The sequence below is a fragment of the Herbidospora daliensis genome (assembly GCF_001570585.1).
In the GTDB taxonomy this organism is placed as follows: Bacteria; Actinomycetota; Actinomycetes; order Streptosporangiales; family Streptosporangiaceae; genus Herbidospora; species Herbidospora daliensis.
In genome coordinates, this window is sequence record NZ_BBXF01000002.1 from 765,167 (window position 1) to 780,553 (window position 15,387).

General features: G+C 70.6%; 16 protein-coding genes. 6 read left to right on the plus strand and 10 right to left on the minus strand.

Annotated features, from left to right (window positions below; genetic code table 11):
- Positions 1-127: 127 nt before the first annotated feature.
- Positions 128-556, plus strand: coding sequence for a hypothetical protein (locus tag AW274_RS10010; RefSeq protein WP_062430765.1), 429 nt, complete (start codon positions 128-130; stop codon positions 554-556).
- On the opposite strand, the gene AW274_RS10015 is transcribed toward AW274_RS10010, so the two are convergent.
- From AW274_RS10015 to AW274_RS10045, 7 genes are all read right to left on the minus strand, one after another.
- Positions 520-3,033 carry a DUF4118 domain-containing protein gene (locus tag AW274_RS10015; RefSeq protein ID WP_062430766.1) on the minus strand — a complete coding sequence of 838 codons (2,514 nt, stop codon included), beginning with the start codon at positions 3,031-3,033 and terminating at the stop codon, positions 520-522. The two genes, AW274_RS10010 and AW274_RS10015, sit on opposite strands and share 37 nt — an antisense overlap.
- Before the next feature lie 4 nt (positions 3,034-3,037).
- On the minus strand, positions 3,038-3,853 hold the full coding sequence (locus AW274_RS10020) for a potassium-transporting ATPase subunit C (protein WP_062430767.1): 816 nt from the start codon (positions 3,851-3,853) through the stop codon (positions 3,038-3,040).
- Positions 3,853-5,907: a potassium-transporting ATPase subunit KdpB gene (gene kdpB / locus AW274_RS10025; protein WP_062430768.1), complete on the minus strand. Its 2,055-nt coding sequence runs from the start codon at positions 5,905-5,907 to the stop codon at positions 3,853-3,855. Before kdpB ends, AW274_RS10020 begins: the two co-directional genes overlap by 1 nt.
- Positions 5,907-7,553, minus strand: coding sequence for a potassium-transporting ATPase subunit KdpA (gene kdpA / locus AW274_RS10030; protein WP_062430769.1), 1,647 nt, complete (start codon positions 7,551-7,553; stop codon positions 5,907-5,909). The genes kdpB and kdpA overlap by 1 nt, the downstream gene beginning before the upstream one ends.
- Before the next feature lies 1 nt (position 7,554).
- A complete protein-coding gene (gene kdpF, locus AW274_RS10035) occupies positions 7,555-7,644 on the minus strand; it encodes a K(+)-transporting ATPase subunit F (protein ID WP_034385538.1) in 90 nt (29 codons plus the stop codon).
- Between the two features lie 200 nt (positions 7,645-7,844).
- Complete coding sequence (locus tag AW274_RS10040; RefSeq protein WP_062430770.1) at positions 7,845-8,483, minus strand: response regulator; 639 nt, start codon at positions 8,481-8,483, stop codon at positions 7,845-7,847.
- Complete coding sequence (locus AW274_RS10045) at positions 8,480-9,298, minus strand: sensor histidine kinase (RefSeq protein ID WP_062430771.1); 819 nt, start codon at positions 9,296-9,298, stop codon at positions 8,480-8,482. The genes AW274_RS10040 and AW274_RS10045 overlap by 4 nt, the downstream gene beginning before the upstream one ends.
- 111 nt (positions 9,299-9,409) lie before the next feature.
- Between AW274_RS10045 and AW274_RS10050 the strand changes: the two genes are divergently transcribed.
- The 4 genes from AW274_RS10050 to AW274_RS10065 all read left to right on the plus strand — a co-directional run bounded on the left by AW274_RS10050 (position 9,410) and on the right by AW274_RS10065 (position 13,038).
- Positions 9,410-10,114, plus strand: a complete 705-nt coding sequence (locus AW274_RS10050) for an ABC transporter ATP-binding protein (RefSeq protein ID WP_062431857.1) — start codon at positions 9,410-9,412, stop codon at positions 10,112-10,114.
- Positions 10,111-10,806 (plus strand): ABC transporter permease, encoded by a 696-nt coding sequence (locus AW274_RS10055; RefSeq protein ID WP_062430772.1) that lies wholly within the window; start codon positions 10,111-10,113, stop codon positions 10,804-10,806. Before AW274_RS10050 ends, AW274_RS10055 begins: the two co-directional genes overlap by 4 nt.
- Complete coding sequence (locus AW274_RS10060; RefSeq protein ID WP_062430773.1) at positions 10,803-11,375, plus strand: hypothetical protein; 573 nt, start codon at positions 10,803-10,805, stop codon at positions 11,373-11,375. Before AW274_RS10055 ends, AW274_RS10060 begins: the two co-directional genes overlap by 4 nt.
- Positions 11,376-11,643: 268 nt before the next feature.
- A complete protein-coding gene (locus AW274_RS10065) occupies positions 11,644-13,038 on the plus strand; it encodes an MDR family MFS transporter (RefSeq protein WP_062430774.1) in 1,395 nt (464 codons plus the stop codon).
- 6 nt (positions 13,039-13,044) lie between these two features.
- On the opposite strand, the gene AW274_RS10070 is transcribed toward AW274_RS10065, so the two are convergent.
- The 3 genes from AW274_RS10070 to AW274_RS10080 are packed head-to-tail and all read right to left on the minus strand — an operon-like array spanning position 13,045 to position 14,784.
- Positions 13,045-13,638: a DUF6461 domain-containing protein gene (locus AW274_RS10070; protein WP_062430775.1), complete on the minus strand. Its 594-nt coding sequence runs from the start codon at positions 13,636-13,638 to the stop codon at positions 13,045-13,047.
- Entirely contained in the window at positions 13,625-14,287 is a 663-nt protein-coding gene (locus AW274_RS10075; protein ID WP_062430776.1) for a DUF6461 domain-containing protein, read from the minus strand. Before AW274_RS10075 ends, AW274_RS10070 begins: the two co-directional genes overlap by 14 nt.
- 35 nt (positions 14,288-14,322) lie before the next feature.
- Positions 14,323-14,784 (minus strand): PPOX class F420-dependent oxidoreductase, encoded by a 462-nt coding sequence (locus AW274_RS10080; protein WP_062430777.1) that lies wholly within the window; start codon positions 14,782-14,784, stop codon positions 14,323-14,325.
- A gap of 130 nt (positions 14,785-14,914) precedes the next feature.
- On the opposite strand from AW274_RS10080, the gene AW274_RS10085 reads away from it, so the two are divergent.
- Positions 14,915-15,382: a lamin tail domain-containing protein gene (locus AW274_RS10085; protein ID WP_062430778.1), complete on the plus strand. Its 468-nt coding sequence runs from the start codon at positions 14,915-14,917 to the stop codon at positions 15,380-15,382.
- The last annotated feature ends 5 nt before the right edge of the window (positions 15,383-15,387 follow it).

A 15,387-nucleotide genomic window follows, 5' to 3' on the forward strand; every position in this document is an offset into this window, starting at 1 on the left:
ACATCGTCAACCACCGACAGCAAGGGCCGAGGTCAGGAATGTACGGTTCACCCCGGGCCGCTGGCCGCCCGTTCCCCCGCCGCAGTGGCGCTCGCCGCGAGCGGGGGGCGCTTGCTCCCATGGAGAGATGAAACGCGTCATCGCCCTGCTCAGCACACTGGCCTTATGCCTGGTGGTCGTCCCGCACGCCGAGGCGGCCGCGACGGCCAAGTGCACGCTCACCATCAGCCCGAAGGACACCGAGCACGACACCGTGATCACCGTCCAGTGCACCCCGCGCGCCACGGGCGACCGCATCGACTACGTCACCGTCAAGGGCGCCGACTGGCCCGACGGCGACGACACCCAGAAGGTCTGCCAGGCCCACTCGAACCTGTGGACCCGCGTGATCGACTCGCAGCTCCTCAACGAGGATCTGGCGGGCGACGAGATCTACGTCGAGGCCCGCATGCGCACCCCCGACTACAAGCTCTACTACGTGAAGACCAACGAGGTCTCCGGCCGGTGGGGCGTCAACGTCTACGTCGGCGAGCCCGACTGCGGCCACCTGCCCTGACGGGCCGGCAGGCGCAGCACCATGGTGAGGCCGCCGCCCGGCGTCTCCTCGGGGGTGAGCGTGCCGCCCATCGCCTCGGTCAGCCCCCGTGACAGGGCCAGGCCCAGGCCGACCCCGGTGTGGTTGTCGCGGTCGCCCAGGCGCTGGAACGGCTGGAAGACGCGGTCGTGCGCGTCGGGCGGGATGCCCGGCCCCCGGTCGATCACCCGGACCTCCACCTGGTCGCCGACCGAGCTCGCCGTGACCAGCACGGCCGGGCTGTAGCGGACGGCGTTGCCCATCACGTTGACCAGCACCCGCTCCAGCAGCGCGGCGTCGGCGACCACCTCCGGCAGGTCGTAGGGCACGGTCGTGTCGATGCGGGCGCCGAGGTCGTCGATCGCACGGGGCACGATCTCGTCGAGGGCCAGCGGTTCGAGGGTCACGCCCAGCACGCCGGCCTGGAGGCGGCTCATGTCGAGCAGGTTGGCCACCAGACGGTCGAGCTTCACCAGCGACTCGTCGGCGGTGGCCAGCAGCTCGGCGCGATCGTTCGGCGACCAGACGATCTCCGCGCTGCGCAGCGACTCGACCGCCGCCTTCGCCGAGGCCAGCGGGGTGCGCAGGTCGTGGCTGACCGCCGCCAGCAACGCGGTGCGCATCTTGTCGGCCGCCGCCAGCGGCTTGGCCTTCTCGGCCGCCTCGGCCAGCCGCTGCTGGCGCAGCGCGACCGCGATCTCGGCCGCGAACGCCTCCAGGACCCGCCGGTCGGACGCGTCGAGCGGCCCGCCCCGCACGGCCAGCACCAGGTCGTCGTCGATGGTCACGTCGGTGTCGCCGGTGGACGGCTTCACGCACGGCGGGCCGCCCGTGGTCGCGATGATGGCCCACGCCTTCGTCTCGGCCGCCCGCTCCAGCAGCGTCACCGACGTCAGGCCGAAGGTCTCGCGCAGCCGGGCCAGCAGCGACGGCAGCGCCGACTCGCCGCGCAGCACGTGCCCGGCCAGGGCCGACAGGATCTCGGCGTTGGCGCTGGCCTGGGCCGCCTGCCGGGTCCGCCGGGCGGCCAGGTCGACTATCGCGGCCACGGCCGCCGCGACGAGCACGAAGACGACCAGGGCGAACAGGTTCTCGGGGTCGTTGATCGTGAACTCGTACAGGGGCGGGGTGAAGAAGTAGTTCAGCAGCAGGGAGCCGCCGACGGCGGCGGTGACGGCGGGCCACATGCCGCCCGCCAGGGCCACGCCCACCGTGAGCATCAGGAAGAAGAGGATCTCGCTGGGCAGCGACAACTCGGCGCGGAACGGCAGCAGCACGCCCGCCAGGGCGGGCATGCCGGCCAGCGCCAGGACCCAGCCGGAGACGCGCCGCCGTCGGGTCAGGGCGGCCCGCGAGCGCTGGCGGCGCGCGCGGCCCTGCTTCGCCTCCGCGTGGGTGATCATGTGGACGTCGATCGAGCCCGACTGCGCCGTGGTCTCGACCCCCACGCCACGGGAGAGGATCTGGGCGAACCGGCCGCGCCGCGACGCCCCCAGCACCAGCTGGGTCGCGTTCACCCCGCTCGCGAAGTCGAGCAGCGCCGTCGGGATGTCGTCGCCGACGACCTGGTGGTAGCTGCCGCCCAGCGACTCGGTCAGGGTGCGCTGCCGGGCCAGGTTGGCCGGGTCGCCGCCGGTCAGGCCGTCGGCGCTGATCACGTGCAGGGCCAGCAGGTCGGCGCCCTTGCTGCGGTCGGCGATCCGGGCCGCCCGCCTGATCAGCGTGTCGCCCTCGGGGCCGCCGGTCAGGGCCACCACCACCCGCTCGCGGGCCTCCCATTTCCCCTGGATGCCGTGCTCGGTGCGGTAGCGGTCGAGCTGCTCGTCGACCTTCCCGGCCACCCAGAGCAGCGCCAGTTCCCGCAGGGCGGTCAGGTTGCCGACGCGGAAGTAGTTCGACAGCGCCGCGTCGACCTTCTCCGGCGCGTAGATGTTGCCGTGGGCCATCCGCCGCCGCAGCGCGTCGGGCGACATGTCGACGAGCTCGATCTGGTCGGCCTGCCGGACCATCTCGTCGGGCACCGTCTCCAGCTGGGGCACGCCGGTGATCTCGTGGACGACGTCGTTCAGCGACTCCAGGTGCTGCACGTTGACCGTGGTGACCACGTGGATGCCGGCGTCCAGCAGTTCTTCGACGTCCTGCCAGCGTTTGGCGTTGCGGGAGCCCGGCACGTTCGTGTGGGCCAGTTCGTCTACCAGCACCACCTTCGGCGCGCGTTCGATCACGGCGTCGACGTCGAGCTCGGTGAACGCGCCGCCCCGGTACTCCATGAACCTGCGCGGGACGATCTCCAGATCCTCCAGCTGGGCGGCGGTCTGGACGCGGCCGTGGGTCTCGACGATCCCCACGACCACGTCCCGGCCGCGCTCCTTCGCCCGGCGTCCCTCACCGAGCATCGCGAAGGTCTTGCCGACTCCGGGCGCCGCGCCCAGATACACCCTCAGCCGGCCGCGCGGCACGTCGTCACCCCTTGTCGAGCGCCTGGTTGAGCTCCAGCACGTTGACCACCGGTTCGCCCATGAAGCCGAGCGCGCGGCCGGTGGTGTGCTCCCTGACCAGCTCCTTCACCCGCTCGACCGGCAGACCGCGCTCCCTGGCCACCCGGGGCGCCTGGATCTCGGCGTAGGTGACGGAGATGTGCGGGTCGAGCGCCGAACCGCTGGCCGTGACCGCGTCGGCCGGCACGACGGCCAGGGCGTCGCCCCTGATCGGGACGGTGCGTCCCGCCGCGTAGTCCTCACCGGGCTTGCCGCACTCGACCTTCACGCCCTGGTAGGCGGCGATGAACGGCTGGGCTGGGCAGGCCTGGTTGACGCTGACCACGCGGGTCGGAGTGCCGAGGGCCGGGAAGACCTTCAGGACCGCGCCGACCCCGTCGGGCGTGCAGTAGGGGCGGGCCCCGCTGACGCCTTCGAGCTGACCGATCGCCGCCGACCGGGCGCACACCTGAGTGAGCAGCGACTGGCTGCCCTCCTCGCCGCCGGGCACCGGCAGGGTGTCGACGACGTCCTCGGGGCCGAGGTTGCTGGCCGCGGTCGTGAGCATGTCGTAGCCGCCGGCCGAGGGGCGGGACTGGAAGTACTTCGTGACCGGAGCGCCCTCGGCGTCGGTGAAGCTCTGGCCGATGAGGGCGGGATCGCCGTTGGCGTTCCCGTTGAACAGGGCCTGGGCCACTCCCATGGTCGCGAGCGGGTAGGCCACGCCGAGGATCAGCGTCAGCACGGCCACGGCCCGCAGGGCCGCCACGTGTTGCCTGATCCAGCTGGGCAGACGATTCATCACACGATCCCCGCGATCAGAAGGTCGATCAGTTTGATGCCGATGAAGGGGGCCACGATGCCGCCCAGGCCGTAGACGAGGAGGTTGCGGCTGAGCAGCTTCGAGGCGCTCGACGGGCGGTACTTGACGCCGCGCAGCGCCAGCGGGATCAGCGCGACGATGACGACCGCGTTGAAGATCACCGCCGACAGGATCGCCGACTGGGGCGAGTCCAGGCGCATGACGTTGAGGGCGTCGAGGCCCGGGTACACCGCCGCGAACATCGCCGGGATGATGGCGAAGTACTTGGCGATGTCGTTGGCGATCGAGAAGGTCGTGAGCGCGCCGCGGGTGATGAGCAGCTGCTTGCCGATCTCCACGATCTCGATGAGCTTGGTCGGGTTGGAGTCGAGGTCGACCATGTTCCCGGCCTCTTTGGCGGCGCTCGTGCCGGTGTTCATGGCGACGCCGACGTCCGACTGCGCGAGCGCGGGGGCGTCGTTGGTGCCGTCGCCGGTCATCGCGACGAGCCGGCCGCCCTCCTGCTCGCGCTTGATCAGGGCGAGCTTGTCCTCCGGGGTGGCTTCGGCGAGGAAGTCGTCCACCCCGGCCTCGTCGGCGATGGCCTTGGCCGTGAGGGGGTTGTCGCCGGTGATCATGATGGTCCTGATCCCCATGCGGCGCATCTCGTCGAAGCGTTCCCGCATGCCGGGCTTGACGGTGTCCTTCAGGTGGACGACGCCGAGCACCTGGTCCTTCTGGGCCACCACCAGCGGGGTGCCGCCGCTGCCGGAGATGGCGTCCACGATGGCGCCGACCTGCTCGGTCGGGTGGCCGCCGTTGTCGCGCACCCACTTCATGACGGCGGTGGCGGCGCCCTTGCGGATCTGGCGGCCCTGGAAGTCGACGCCGGACATGCGGGTCTGCGCGGTGAACGGCACCCATTCGGCGTCGCGCATCTCGCGTTCCCGCAGGCCGTAACGCTCCTTGGCGAAGACCACGATCGAGCGTCCCTCGGGGGTCTCGTCGGCCAGCGACGAGAGCTGCGCGGCCTCGGCCAGCTCCTGCTCGCCGACCCCGGCGACCGGGAGGAACTCGGCGGCCTGCCGGTTGCCGAGCGTGATGGTGCCGGTCTTGTCGAGCAGCAGCGTCGACACGTCGCCGGCCGCCTCGACGGCGCGGCCCGACATCGCCAGCACGTTGCGCTGCACCAGCCGGTCCATGCCGGCGATGCCGATGGCCGACAACAACGCGCCGATCGTCGTCGGGATCAGGCAGACCAGCAGCGAGACCAGCACGATGCCGCTGACGCCGTCGCCGGTGAGGGCGAGCGAGTCGGGGATGCCGGGGTTGGCGCCCTTGGCCCAGATGGCCATCGGCTGCATGGTCACGGTCGCGGTGAGGAAGATGATCGTCAGCGCCGCGAGCAGGATGTTCAGCGCGATCTCGTTGGGCGTCTTCTGCCGGTTGGCGCCCTCGACCAGCGCGATCATCCGGTCGATGAAGCTCTCGCCCGGCTTCTGCGTGATCTTGACGACGATGCGGTCCGACAGCACCTTCGTGCCGCCGGTGACCGCGCTCCGGTCACCGCCCGACTCGCGGATGACCGGCGCGGACTCGCCGGTGATGGCCGACTCGTCGACCGAGGCGATGCCCTCGACGACGTCGCCGTCGCCGGGGATGATCTCCCCGGCCACGACCACGACCTCGTCGCCCTGCTTGAGCTCGGTCGCCGAGACGACCCGGCCGTCGGTGCGCACCGCGGTCGTGTCGCGCTTGGTCGCCCGCAGCGTGGCGGCCTGGGCCTTGCCCCGGCCCTCGGCGACCGCCTCGGCCAGGTTGGCGAAGATCACGGTCAGCCAGAGCCAGACGACGATCGCCCAGGCGAAGAAGTTCGGGTCGAGGATCGCCAGGACGGTGGTGAACACCGCGCCGGCTTCGACGATCAGCATGACCGGGTTGCGCCAGAGCGTCGCGGGGTTGAGTTTCCTGACCGCGTCGGGCAGGGATCGGATCATCTGCTTGGGGTCGAGCAGGCCGCCGCCGACCCGCTGGACCGTCATCGGGGTGGCCATTACAACAGTCCTTCTGCGATGGGGCCCAGCGCGAGGGCGGGGAGGAAGGTCAGGGCGACGAGGACGACCGTCACGCCGACGACCAGGCCGACGAACTGGGGCCGGTGCGTGGGCAGGGTGCCGGCCGACTCGGGCACCGGCGTCTGCTTGGCGAGCGACCCGGCCAGGGCGAGCACGAAGATGATCGGCAGGAACCGGCCCAGGACCATGCACATGCCGAGCGCCACGTCGTACCAGGGCGTGTTCACCGTGACGCCGCCGAACGCCGAGCCGTTGTTGTTGGACGCGCTGGTGAAGGCGTAGAGGATCTCGGAGAACCCGTGGGGCCCGCTGTTGAGCATCGCGGCCAGGCCCGCCTCGTTGCCCATGGCCAGCGCCGTGCCGACCAGCACGAGCACCGGGGTGACCAGGAAGTACATGGACGCGAGCTTGATCTCGCGGGCGCCGATCTTCTTGCCCAGGTATTCGGGCGTGCGGCCGACCATCAGGCCCGCGACGAACACGGTGATGACGGCCAGGATCAGCATGCCGTAGAGGCCCGCGCCGACCCCGCCGGGCGCGACCTCGCCCAGCATCATGTTGAACAGCGTCATCATGCCGCCGAACGGCGTGTAGCTGTCGTGGAAGGAGTTGACCGCGCCGGTCGAGGTCAGCGTGGTCGCCGCCGCGAACGTGGCCGAGTTGGCGACCCCGAACCTGACGTCCTTGCCCTCCATCGCCGCGCCGACGGCCTGCGGCACGGTCGCGTTCCCGGCCAGCTCGAACACGTTGGTGAGCACGATGCTGGCGATGGCGATCACGCCCATCACGGCGAGGATCGCGTAGCCCTGGCGCAGCTGGCCGACCATCCGGCCGAAGGTCCGGGTCAGCGCGACCGGGATGAGCAGGATCAGGAAGATCTCGAACCAGTTGGTCCAGGCGGTGGGGTTCTCGTACGGGTGCGCGGAGTTCGTGTTGTAGAAACCGCCCCCGTTGGTGCCCAGCTCCTTGATGACCTCCTGGCTGGCCACCGGCCCGCCGGTCACGTTCTGCACGTTGCCGGTCAGCGTGGTGATCTCGTGGGGGCCGACGAAGTTCTGCACCACGCCGCCCGCGACCAGCACGAGCGCGCCGACGAAGGCGATCGGCAGCAGGATGCGCAGCGTGCCGCGCACCAGGTCGACCCAGAAGTTGCCGATCGTGTCACTGTTGCGGCGGGCGAACCCGCGCACCAGCGCGATGGCCACCGCCATGCCGACCGCCGCCGACACGAAGTTCTGCACGGCGAGCGCGGCCATCTGGGTGAGGTGGCCCATCGTGCTCTCACCCGAGTACGCCTGCCAGTTCGTGTTGGTCACGAAGCTGATGGCGGTGTTCCACGCGATGTGGTCGGGCACCGGGGCGAAGCCCAGCGACAACCAGAGTTTGTCCTGGACGCGCTGGAGGGCGTACACGAAGAAGATCGAGATGATCGAGAAGGCCAGCAGGCTGCGGGCGTAGGCGCCCCAGCGCTGCTCGGTGTCGGGGCGGACCCCGAGCAGCCGGTAGACGACGCGTTCGACGGCGTTGTGCTTCGTGCCGGTGTAGACGCGGTGCATGTAGTCGCCGAGCACCTTGTAGACCAGCGCCAGGGCGACGATCAGCGACAGGATGAAGAGCCAGCCCATGTCAGAACCGCTCCGGGAACAGCAGGGCGGCGACCATGAAGATCACCAGGCCGATGGCCACGACGAGGCCGGCGGCGTTGATCGCGCTCACAGGCGCTCCACCGCCTTCACCACGAACCCGAAGACCACGAAGATCGCGATCGTCAGGGCGACGAAGATGAGGTCACCCATCTCTGTTCACTGCTCCTCAGTTCCGTTTTCAGGGCGGTACAACGTCCAGGAAAACGGCACTTTCGGGCGGTTCAGCAGATCTTGATGGCTTCCATATGCAGGCGCCGGAATTCTTGACGGCTAACCCACGAGATCGCTCTCGTAGGCGGCGATGACGAGATGGGCCCGGTCGCGGGCGTGCAGTTTGCTCAGCAGGTGGCCGATGTGCGTCTTGACCGTCTTGATCGAGATCGTCAGCCGGGCGGCGATCTCGTCGTTCGACAGGCCGTGGCCGACCAGCGTGAGCACCTCGGTCTCCCGCTCGGTCAGGCTCTTGACCGACTTCGCCGGGGCGGGGCGGCTGACGTACGACTCGATCAGGCGCTCCAGCACGCTCGGGGCCAGCAGCGACTCGCCCTGGTCGACCCGGCGGACGGCGTCGAGGAGGCGGTCGGGGTGGGCGTCCTTGAGCAGGAAGCCGCTCGCCCCGGCCAGCAGCGCGGCCCGCACGTACTCGTCGAGCTCGAACATCGTCAGAACGATGACCTTCACCGTGGCCTGGGCCGCCAGGATGCGGCGGGTGGCCTCGATGCCGTCCATGCCGGGCATCCGGATGTCCATGAGCACGACGTCGGGCCGGGTCCGCTCGCACACGGCGACGGCCTGGTCGCCGGTGCCCGCCTCGCCCGCCATGGCCATGTCGGCCTGGGCGTCGATCACGGCCGCCAGGCTGTGCCGCAGCAGCGGCTGGTCGTCGGCGATGAGCACGCGGATCGTCATGACGCCTCGGGGATGCGGGCGCTGACCCGGAAGCCGTTGTCGACCGGCCCGGCGTCGAGGGTGGTCACCCGTTCCCTGAGCCCTTCGAGGCCGCGGCCCGCCCCCGGATGGGCCACCCAGCCGTCGACCGGCCCGTCGTCGGAGACGGTCGTGACGATCCAGCCGCCGTCGCGGCGCACCCGGACCGCCGCGCCGGTCGGACCGGCGTGCCGGGCGGTGTTGGTGAGCGCCTCGCGGACGACCGCGCAGACCGTCAGCTGCGCCCCCGCGCTGACCTCGCCGAGGTCGTCGAGATCGAGGGTGACCCGGAGGCCCGCCCGCCGCGCCTCGGCGGCGATGGCGGGCAGGTCGCCGAGCGTGTCGGCCGGGCGCAGCGGCGCGGCCGCCCCGGTGTCGCGCAGCACCCCGAGCATGCGGCGCAGTTCGGTGGTGGTCTCGCGGCCGATGCGCTCGATGTCCGCCAGCGCCGCCTCGGGCTCGTCGCGGACGTAGCGGGCGGTGGTCGCCCTGACGGTGATCAGGCCGAGGCCGTGGGAGACGAGGTCGTGCAGGTCGCGGGCGATGCGCAGCCGCTCGGCCTGGGCCGCCCGCTCGCCCGCCCACGCGGTCAGCTGGGCCTCGTAGGCGGCACGCTGGCGGCGGGCCCGGATCAGCGCCCAGACCGTGGTGGCCAGCGCCAGCGCCGCGATGACGGCGGGCACGATCACCACGCCGGGGCCGTCACCCCCGGCCGACAGCAGGACCAGCAGGAGGAGGACGTACACGGCGGCGATCGGAGGCCAGACCCGCCGCTCACGTTTCGGAATCGCCACCACGTCAGAAGTCTAGGAACCGTTTCCGGTACGGCGCATCGGACCAGGGTCCGAGACGCGGGTCCCGACCCCGGTCCGATGCGGTCGCGGCGGCCCGCCGGTTGGCTGGGCGGCGTGATAACCATCGACGGCCTCGTCAAGCGGCGGGGCGGCAAGGAGATCCTGGCCGGGATCGGCTTCGAGGCCCGGCCCGGACGGGTGACCGGCTTCCTCGGCCCGAACGGGGCCGGGAAGAGCTCCACGTTGCGCATCCTGCTCGGCCTCGACCGCGCCCAGGCCGGAACGGCGCTGGTCGACGGGGTGCCCTACCCGGCCCTGCCCGACCCGGTCCGCACGGTCGGCGCGGTGCTCGACGGCTCGGGCGCCCACCGGTCGCGCACCGGCCGGGCCCACCTGCGCTGGGTGGCCCGGTCGGCGGGCCTGCCGCCGTCGCGGGTCGAGGAGGTGCTGGCCCTCGTCGGGCTGGCCGACGCGGCGCGCAAGCGGGTCGGCGGCTACTCGCTCGGCATGGGCCGGCGGCTCGCGCTGGCGACCGCCCTGCTCGGCGACCCCGCCGTGCTGATCCTCGACGAGCCGCTCAACGGGCTCGACCCCGAGGGCATCCGGTTCGTCCGGACCTTCCTCCGCGACCGCGCCCGATCGGGCCGGACCGTGCTGCTCTCCAGCCACCTCATGGGCGAGCTCGCCGAGACCGTCGACGACGTCGTGGTGATCGACCACGGGCGGATCGTGGCGACCGGCACCCTGGCCGAGGTCACCGGGGCCCACCGCAACCTCGAAGACGCCTTCTTCGCACTCACCTCAGGGGGCGGGCGATGAGGGCCGTCACGGCCGAACTGGCGAAGCTCGCCACGCTGCCGTCGGTGTGGCTGGCCACGCTGCTTGCGCTGGTCGTGCCGACCGGGATCGCGCTGCTCAACAGGGGCGTCCCCGGCCCCGACCGGGGCTACCAGGAACTCGCGTTCGGCGTGATGGGGGTGATCGTGCTCGGGGTCGTGGCGGTCAGCAGCGAATACCTCGCCGAAGGGGCCGACGCGGGCGGCGGCCGGCAGCTCACGACCAGCCTCACGGCGGTGCCGTCGCGACTGCGGTTCCTCGCGGCCAAGGCCCTCGCGGTCGTGCTCGTCGCCGTGCCGCTCGCCTTCGCCGCCACGGCCGTGACCATGGCGGTGGTGCAGGTGCGGCTCGATCTCGGACGGCTGGCCGGGGTGGTCTGCTACTGGACGTACACGGCGCTGCTGGCGTTCGCGATCACGGTGCTGCTCCGGCACGGGATCGTGCCGCTGACGGTGCTGCTGGTCAACACCTCGGTGGTGAGCGTGACCTACCTGCTGACCAAGGTCACCCCGCTGGCGAACTACTTCCCCGACATGGCCGGGGTGCGGATGTTCGTCGGAAAGGTCGCCACCGACGTCGTGATCACCCCGCTCGTCGGCCTGCTGGTCATGTCGGCCTGGGTGGCCGGCCTGCTGGCCGTCGCCGGGGCCGTCTTCGTCCGGAGGGACGCATGATCAGGGCGGAACTGTCGAAACTCGTCTCGCTCCCCGCGACGTGGACGACCCTGGGCTGGACGCTGGCCGTGAACGTGCTGCTGACCTTCGTGATCGCCGTGGGCGACGCGCCCGTGGCGTACTCGCGGGCCGGGTTCGTCGTCCTGGGCGTGCTGGCGACCTGCTCCGAATACACGGGCGGCCAGATCAGGACCACCCTGACCGCGATGCCCCGCCGGGTGCCCCAGCTCGTGGCCCAGCACACCGCCCTGGCGGCGCTGACACTCCCGGCCGCCCTGGTCGTGGCCCTGTCGGGCCCGCTGATCACCCTTGCCGTGGCCGGCACGCCGGTCTCCGCGTGGGGAGTGGCGGAGACGACGGCGTACCTGACCCTGCTGACGCTGGTCAGCGCGGCGGTGGGGGTGCTGCTGCGGCACACCCTCGCCGGGGTCGGGCTGCTGCTGGGCTGCCTGTTCGTCGCGGCGCCGTTCGTGCACGAGTACCTGCCGGACGACATGGTCACCCTCGTCGTCTCGACCCCGGTTCTGCTGATCGTGGCCGCACTGACCTATCGCCGCCGCGACGCGTGAAAACGTGGCGCGCGTCACAGTCGCCCGGTTGAGAGCTTCTGACCTGCGGAGACGCGGCAGGGTGGGATGAAAACCAGGTGACATCCGGAGGCGGGTTCCGGAATTCTGGGTGAGCGAGACGAGTTTTGTCGGTGGTGCGGGTCATCCTGGCCATGGCCGCAACTCAGATTTCCGTTCCCCTGATTGAGGTACCGTGTCCAGCCCACAGCTAGACCAGCTCGACTCACCTGCCAAAACCGCGACCGAACCCCCACGTCGCACCCCGCCCGTGATCAGGCTGCTGGTGCTGGCCACGTTCGTGGTCATCCTCAACGAGACCATCATGATCAACGCCATTCCGGAGTTGATGAGGGCTCTCCAGATCACCGCCTCGACCGCCCAGTGGTTGTCGACCGCCTTCATGCTCACCATGGCGGCCGTCATCCCGATCACCGGCTGGTTCCTCCAGCGGGTGACCACGCGCACGGCCTACACGACCGCGATGGGGCTCTTCCTGTTCGGTACGGCCCTGGCGGCGGTGGCCCCCGTCTTCGAGGTGCTGCTCGCCGGGCGGATCGTCCAGGCGTCCGGCACGGCCGTCATGATGCCGCTGCTGATGACCACGTTGATGCAGGTCGTGCCCGAGTCCGAGCGGGGCCGGGTGATGGGCAACGTCTCGCTGGCCATCTCGGTCGCGCCCGCCATGGGCCCGACGGTCTCCGGCGTGATCCTCCAGTTCGGGCCGTGGCGGCTGCTGTTCGCCGTGGTGTTCCCGATCGCCGCGCTGATCACCTACTTCGGCCTGAAGCAGCTCAAGAACGTCGGCGAGACCAAGATCGGCACGATCGACTGGTTCAGCGTGGTCACCGCCGCCGCCGGGTTCGGCGGCCTGGTCTACGGCCTGAGCCGCTTCGAGGGCGGCGACGCCACCGTGGCGGGCTCGATGGTGGGCGGCGGCGTCCTGCTGATCGTCGTGTTCGTGTTCCGGCAGCTGCGGCTGCAGAAGCGCGGCGGCCCGCTGCTCGACCTGCGCACGCTGACCCACCGCACCTACACGATCTCGCTGATCCTCATGTCGGTCGCGTTCATGGCGATGCTCGGCTCGATGGTGCTGCTGCCGCTCTACCTGCAGGACATCCGCGGCCTCACCACCCTGGAGACCGGCCTTCTCGTGATGCCCGGCGGCCTCGCGATGGGCCTGCTCGGCCCGACCGTCGGCCGCCTGTTCGACCGCTTCGGCGGCCGGGTGCTCGTGATCCCGGGAGCGGTCGCGATCTCCCTGTCGCTGGCGGGCTTCACCCAGATCACCATGTCGATGCCCTACTGGCAGATCCTGGGCCTCCACGCCCTGCTGATGATCGGCCTGGCCGGCACCTTCACCCCCGTCTTCACCCTGGGCCTGGGCGCCGTCCCCGCACCGCTCTACAGCCACGCGAGCTCGATCCTGAGCACGATCCAGCAGGTCGCGGCGGCCATCGGCACCGCCCTGGTGATCACGGTCATGACGTCGCGCGCCGAGTCGCTGGCGGCCACCGGCGTGTCCGAAGACCTGGCGGTCCTCGGGGGCATGCGCCTGTCGTTCCTGATCAGCGCGGCCCTGTCGATCGCGGTGATCGTCGCCGCCGTCGTCCTCCCGGCCCGCGCCGCCAACCACGGCGACGGCCCGGCCCCCATGCACCACTGAGTCCCGTCAGGGCCTCATGCGGGAGTGCTCGGCGCTGATCCAGTCGGCGGCCATGTCCGTCTGGGTCAGCCGCCCGATGAGGGCCAGCGCCGAGCTGACGCTCTCGTCGACCTCCACGAGCTCGAAGCGCAGCCCGGTCATCAGGTGGTCGAGGGCGTGGGGGTCGTCGCCGTGAGCCCGTGATGGCGACGACGACTCGAAGCCGGTGAGCAGGTGGCCGTCACGGGCGTATCTGACGTAGTCGTGGCCGCCGATGTCCATGCCGAAGCCGACGGCCTCGCGGCCACCGGCGGTGAGCGACCGCAGCGACGCCTCGTCGTCGGCGACCGCCGGCACGACGCAGATCCACTCGCCCACCTGAGCGATCCAGCGCGAACCGTCGTCGAGGTGGTGATCGAGGATCTCGCTCAGGCGGCAGGGATCGCGGGTGGTCACGTCGAGACCGAACTCCGCGGCGAGGGTGGCGACGTCGCACCCCTTGACCCACAGAGCGGCGAACCCCAGCGCCCCGAGGTCCGTCTCGTCGAGCCCCTCGGTGAAGATCGTCGACTCCAGCAGGGCGTAGAGGTAACCCGGTGCGGCGGGATCAAGATCCGTCATTCGGGACTTCCCTCTTGAGGGGCGAGACGAAGGGGGTCACGAGCATCGGGCGGTCGAGGATGCCGGAGGTGAGCGGGACCCCGCTGACCTCCGAAACCAGGGCGAAGCCCTGCGCGACGGCCTTTTCGTAGTCCCCGTCGTCGTCCTCCGGTTCCTCCAGGGCCATGCCGAGGTCACGCATGTGGGCGTTCAGCCTGTCGGGGTCGGCGCCGGACCGTTCGTAGGGGGAGAAGAGGTTGTATTCCATGACGACGGTGCCGTCGACCGCATAGGCGAAGCTGTGTTCGGCGTAGTCGTGGCGGGTGGCGGTCACGACTTCGCAGCCTTGCGACAGCCGGAGCAGCACCTCGTGCAGGGTGCACATCCAGCCGTTGGGTTCGATGACCACGCACCATTCCCCTACCTGGAGGATGCCCACGTGGCCGCCGCCCTCGCCGCCGTCGGTCGAGACGAGGAAGTCCCCGGACCGCTCGTTGAGAGCGGCGAAGTCGAGGGTCTGGCCCGCGTCGGCGCCTCGGCTGAAGCGGAGGGCGATCTCGGCCGGGGTGAGACCCCGGATGCAGGCGATGGTGAAGATGGAGTCCAGTTCGCCTTCGCCTTCGGGCGCGTCGAGCCACTCGAACGGGGCCAGGGGGCCGGTCGTCGTCATGCGGGCATGGTGTCAGCGGCGACCGACAAAAACGATCAAGCCAGGCGGGCCGGGAAGCCGCCCGTCGCCACCGGGCCCCAGCGGGTCGGGGTGACGCGGAGCAGGGACTTGCCCTGGCGGACCATCGCGGCGCGGTATTCGTCCCAGTCGGGGTGTTCGCCCGAGATGCAGCGGAAGTACTCCACCAGGGGTTCGAGGGCCTCCGGCAGGTCGAGGACCTCCGCGTCGCCGTCGATCTGGACCCACGGGCCGTCCCAGTCGTCCGACAGGACGATCACGCTGACCTGCTCGTTGCGGCGGGCGTTGGCGGTCTTGGCGCGTTCGGGGTAGGTCGAGACGACGATCCGGCCCTCGGCGTCGACGCCGCAGGAGACCGGGGACGCCTGGGGGCGGCCGTCGCGCCGGGCCGTGATGACGATCGCGTGGTGGCGGGGGCGCACGAAGTCGAGCAGCTGCTCCCGGGTGACGGTGTCGTTCGTCGCGATCTTTGGGCTCATGGGGCCAACTCTAGGCGTGGCAAATGGGGCGGCGGATATCGAAACGATACGAGAATCCCCAATAGAACATCTCATCCCAGAAATATCATTCGAGGTCCGGCTCGTCTCCCCTGACCCCTGGAGCGTTCCAATGCGTGTACGAGTTCTGCTCACCGTCGCCCTGTTAACGGCCGCCGGTCTCACCCAGCCGGCCCAGGCGCAGGCTCCGGCCGTACGGATCACCAAGATCTTCTATGACTCGCCCGGCTCGCCCGACAACGGCGCGAACGCCAGCGTCAACGGCGAGTGGATCCAGATCAGGAACGTCTCCAAGAAGGCCGTCAGCCTCCGGGGCTGGACGGTCCGCGACGCGACGAAGGCCGCCGACCACGTCTACACGTTCACCGCGTTCACCCTGAAGCCCGGCAAGACGGTCACGTTGCGGAGCGGCAAGGGCACGAACACCGCTACGACCCGCTACTGGCAGCGCAGCGGCCAGGGGACGTTCACCTACATCTGGAACCAGACGTCCGACACCGGCTACCTGCACAACGCGTCGGGCAAGCTGGTCGACTCGTGCTCCTACAACTCGTCGCGGGACGACTACGTCATCTGCTGAACTCG

Bases quoted from the DNA above. Each gene is read 5' to 3' on its own strand.
- AW274_RS10085 (WP_062430778.1), top strand. From the start codon at position 14,915: ATGCGTGTACGAGTTCTGCTCACCGTCGCCCTGTTAACGGCCGCCGGT.
- AW274_RS10075 (WP_062430776.1), bottom strand. From the start codon at position 14,287: ATGACGACGACCGGCCCCCTGGCCCCGTTCGAGTGGCTCGACGCGCCC.
- AW274_RS10080 (WP_062430777.1), bottom strand. From the start codon at position 14,784: ATGAGCCCAAAGATCGCGACGAACGACACCGTCACCCGGGAGCAGCTG.
- AW274_RS10010 (WP_062430765.1), top strand. From the start codon at position 128: ATGAAACGCGTCATCGCCCTGCTCAGCACACTGGCCTTATGCCTGGTG.
- AW274_RS10055 (WP_062430772.1), top strand. From the start codon at position 10,111: ATGAGGGCCGTCACGGCCGAACTGGCGAAGCTCGCCACGCTGCCGTCG.
- AW274_RS10070 (WP_062430775.1), bottom strand. From the start codon at position 13,638: ATGACGGATCTTGATCCCGCCGCACCGGGTTACCTCTACGCCCTGCTG.
- kdpB (WP_062430768.1), bottom strand. From the start codon at position 5,907: ATGGCCACCCCGATGACGGTCCAGCGGGTCGGCGGCGGCCTGCTCGAC.
- AW274_RS10040 (WP_062430770.1), bottom strand. From the start codon at position 8,483: ATGACGATCCGCGTGCTCATCGCCGACGACCAGCCGCTGCTGCGGCAC.
- kdpA (WP_062430769.1), bottom strand. From the start codon at position 7,553: ATGGGCTGGCTCTTCATCCTGTCGCTGATCGTCGCCCTGGCGCTGGTC.
- AW274_RS10060 (WP_062430773.1), top strand. From the start codon at position 10,803: ATGATCAGGGCGGAACTGTCGAAACTCGTCTCGCTCCCCGCGACGTGG.
- AW274_RS10020 (WP_062430767.1), bottom strand. From the start codon at position 3,853: ATGAATCGTCTGCCCAGCTGGATCAGGCAACACGTGGCGGCCCTGCGG.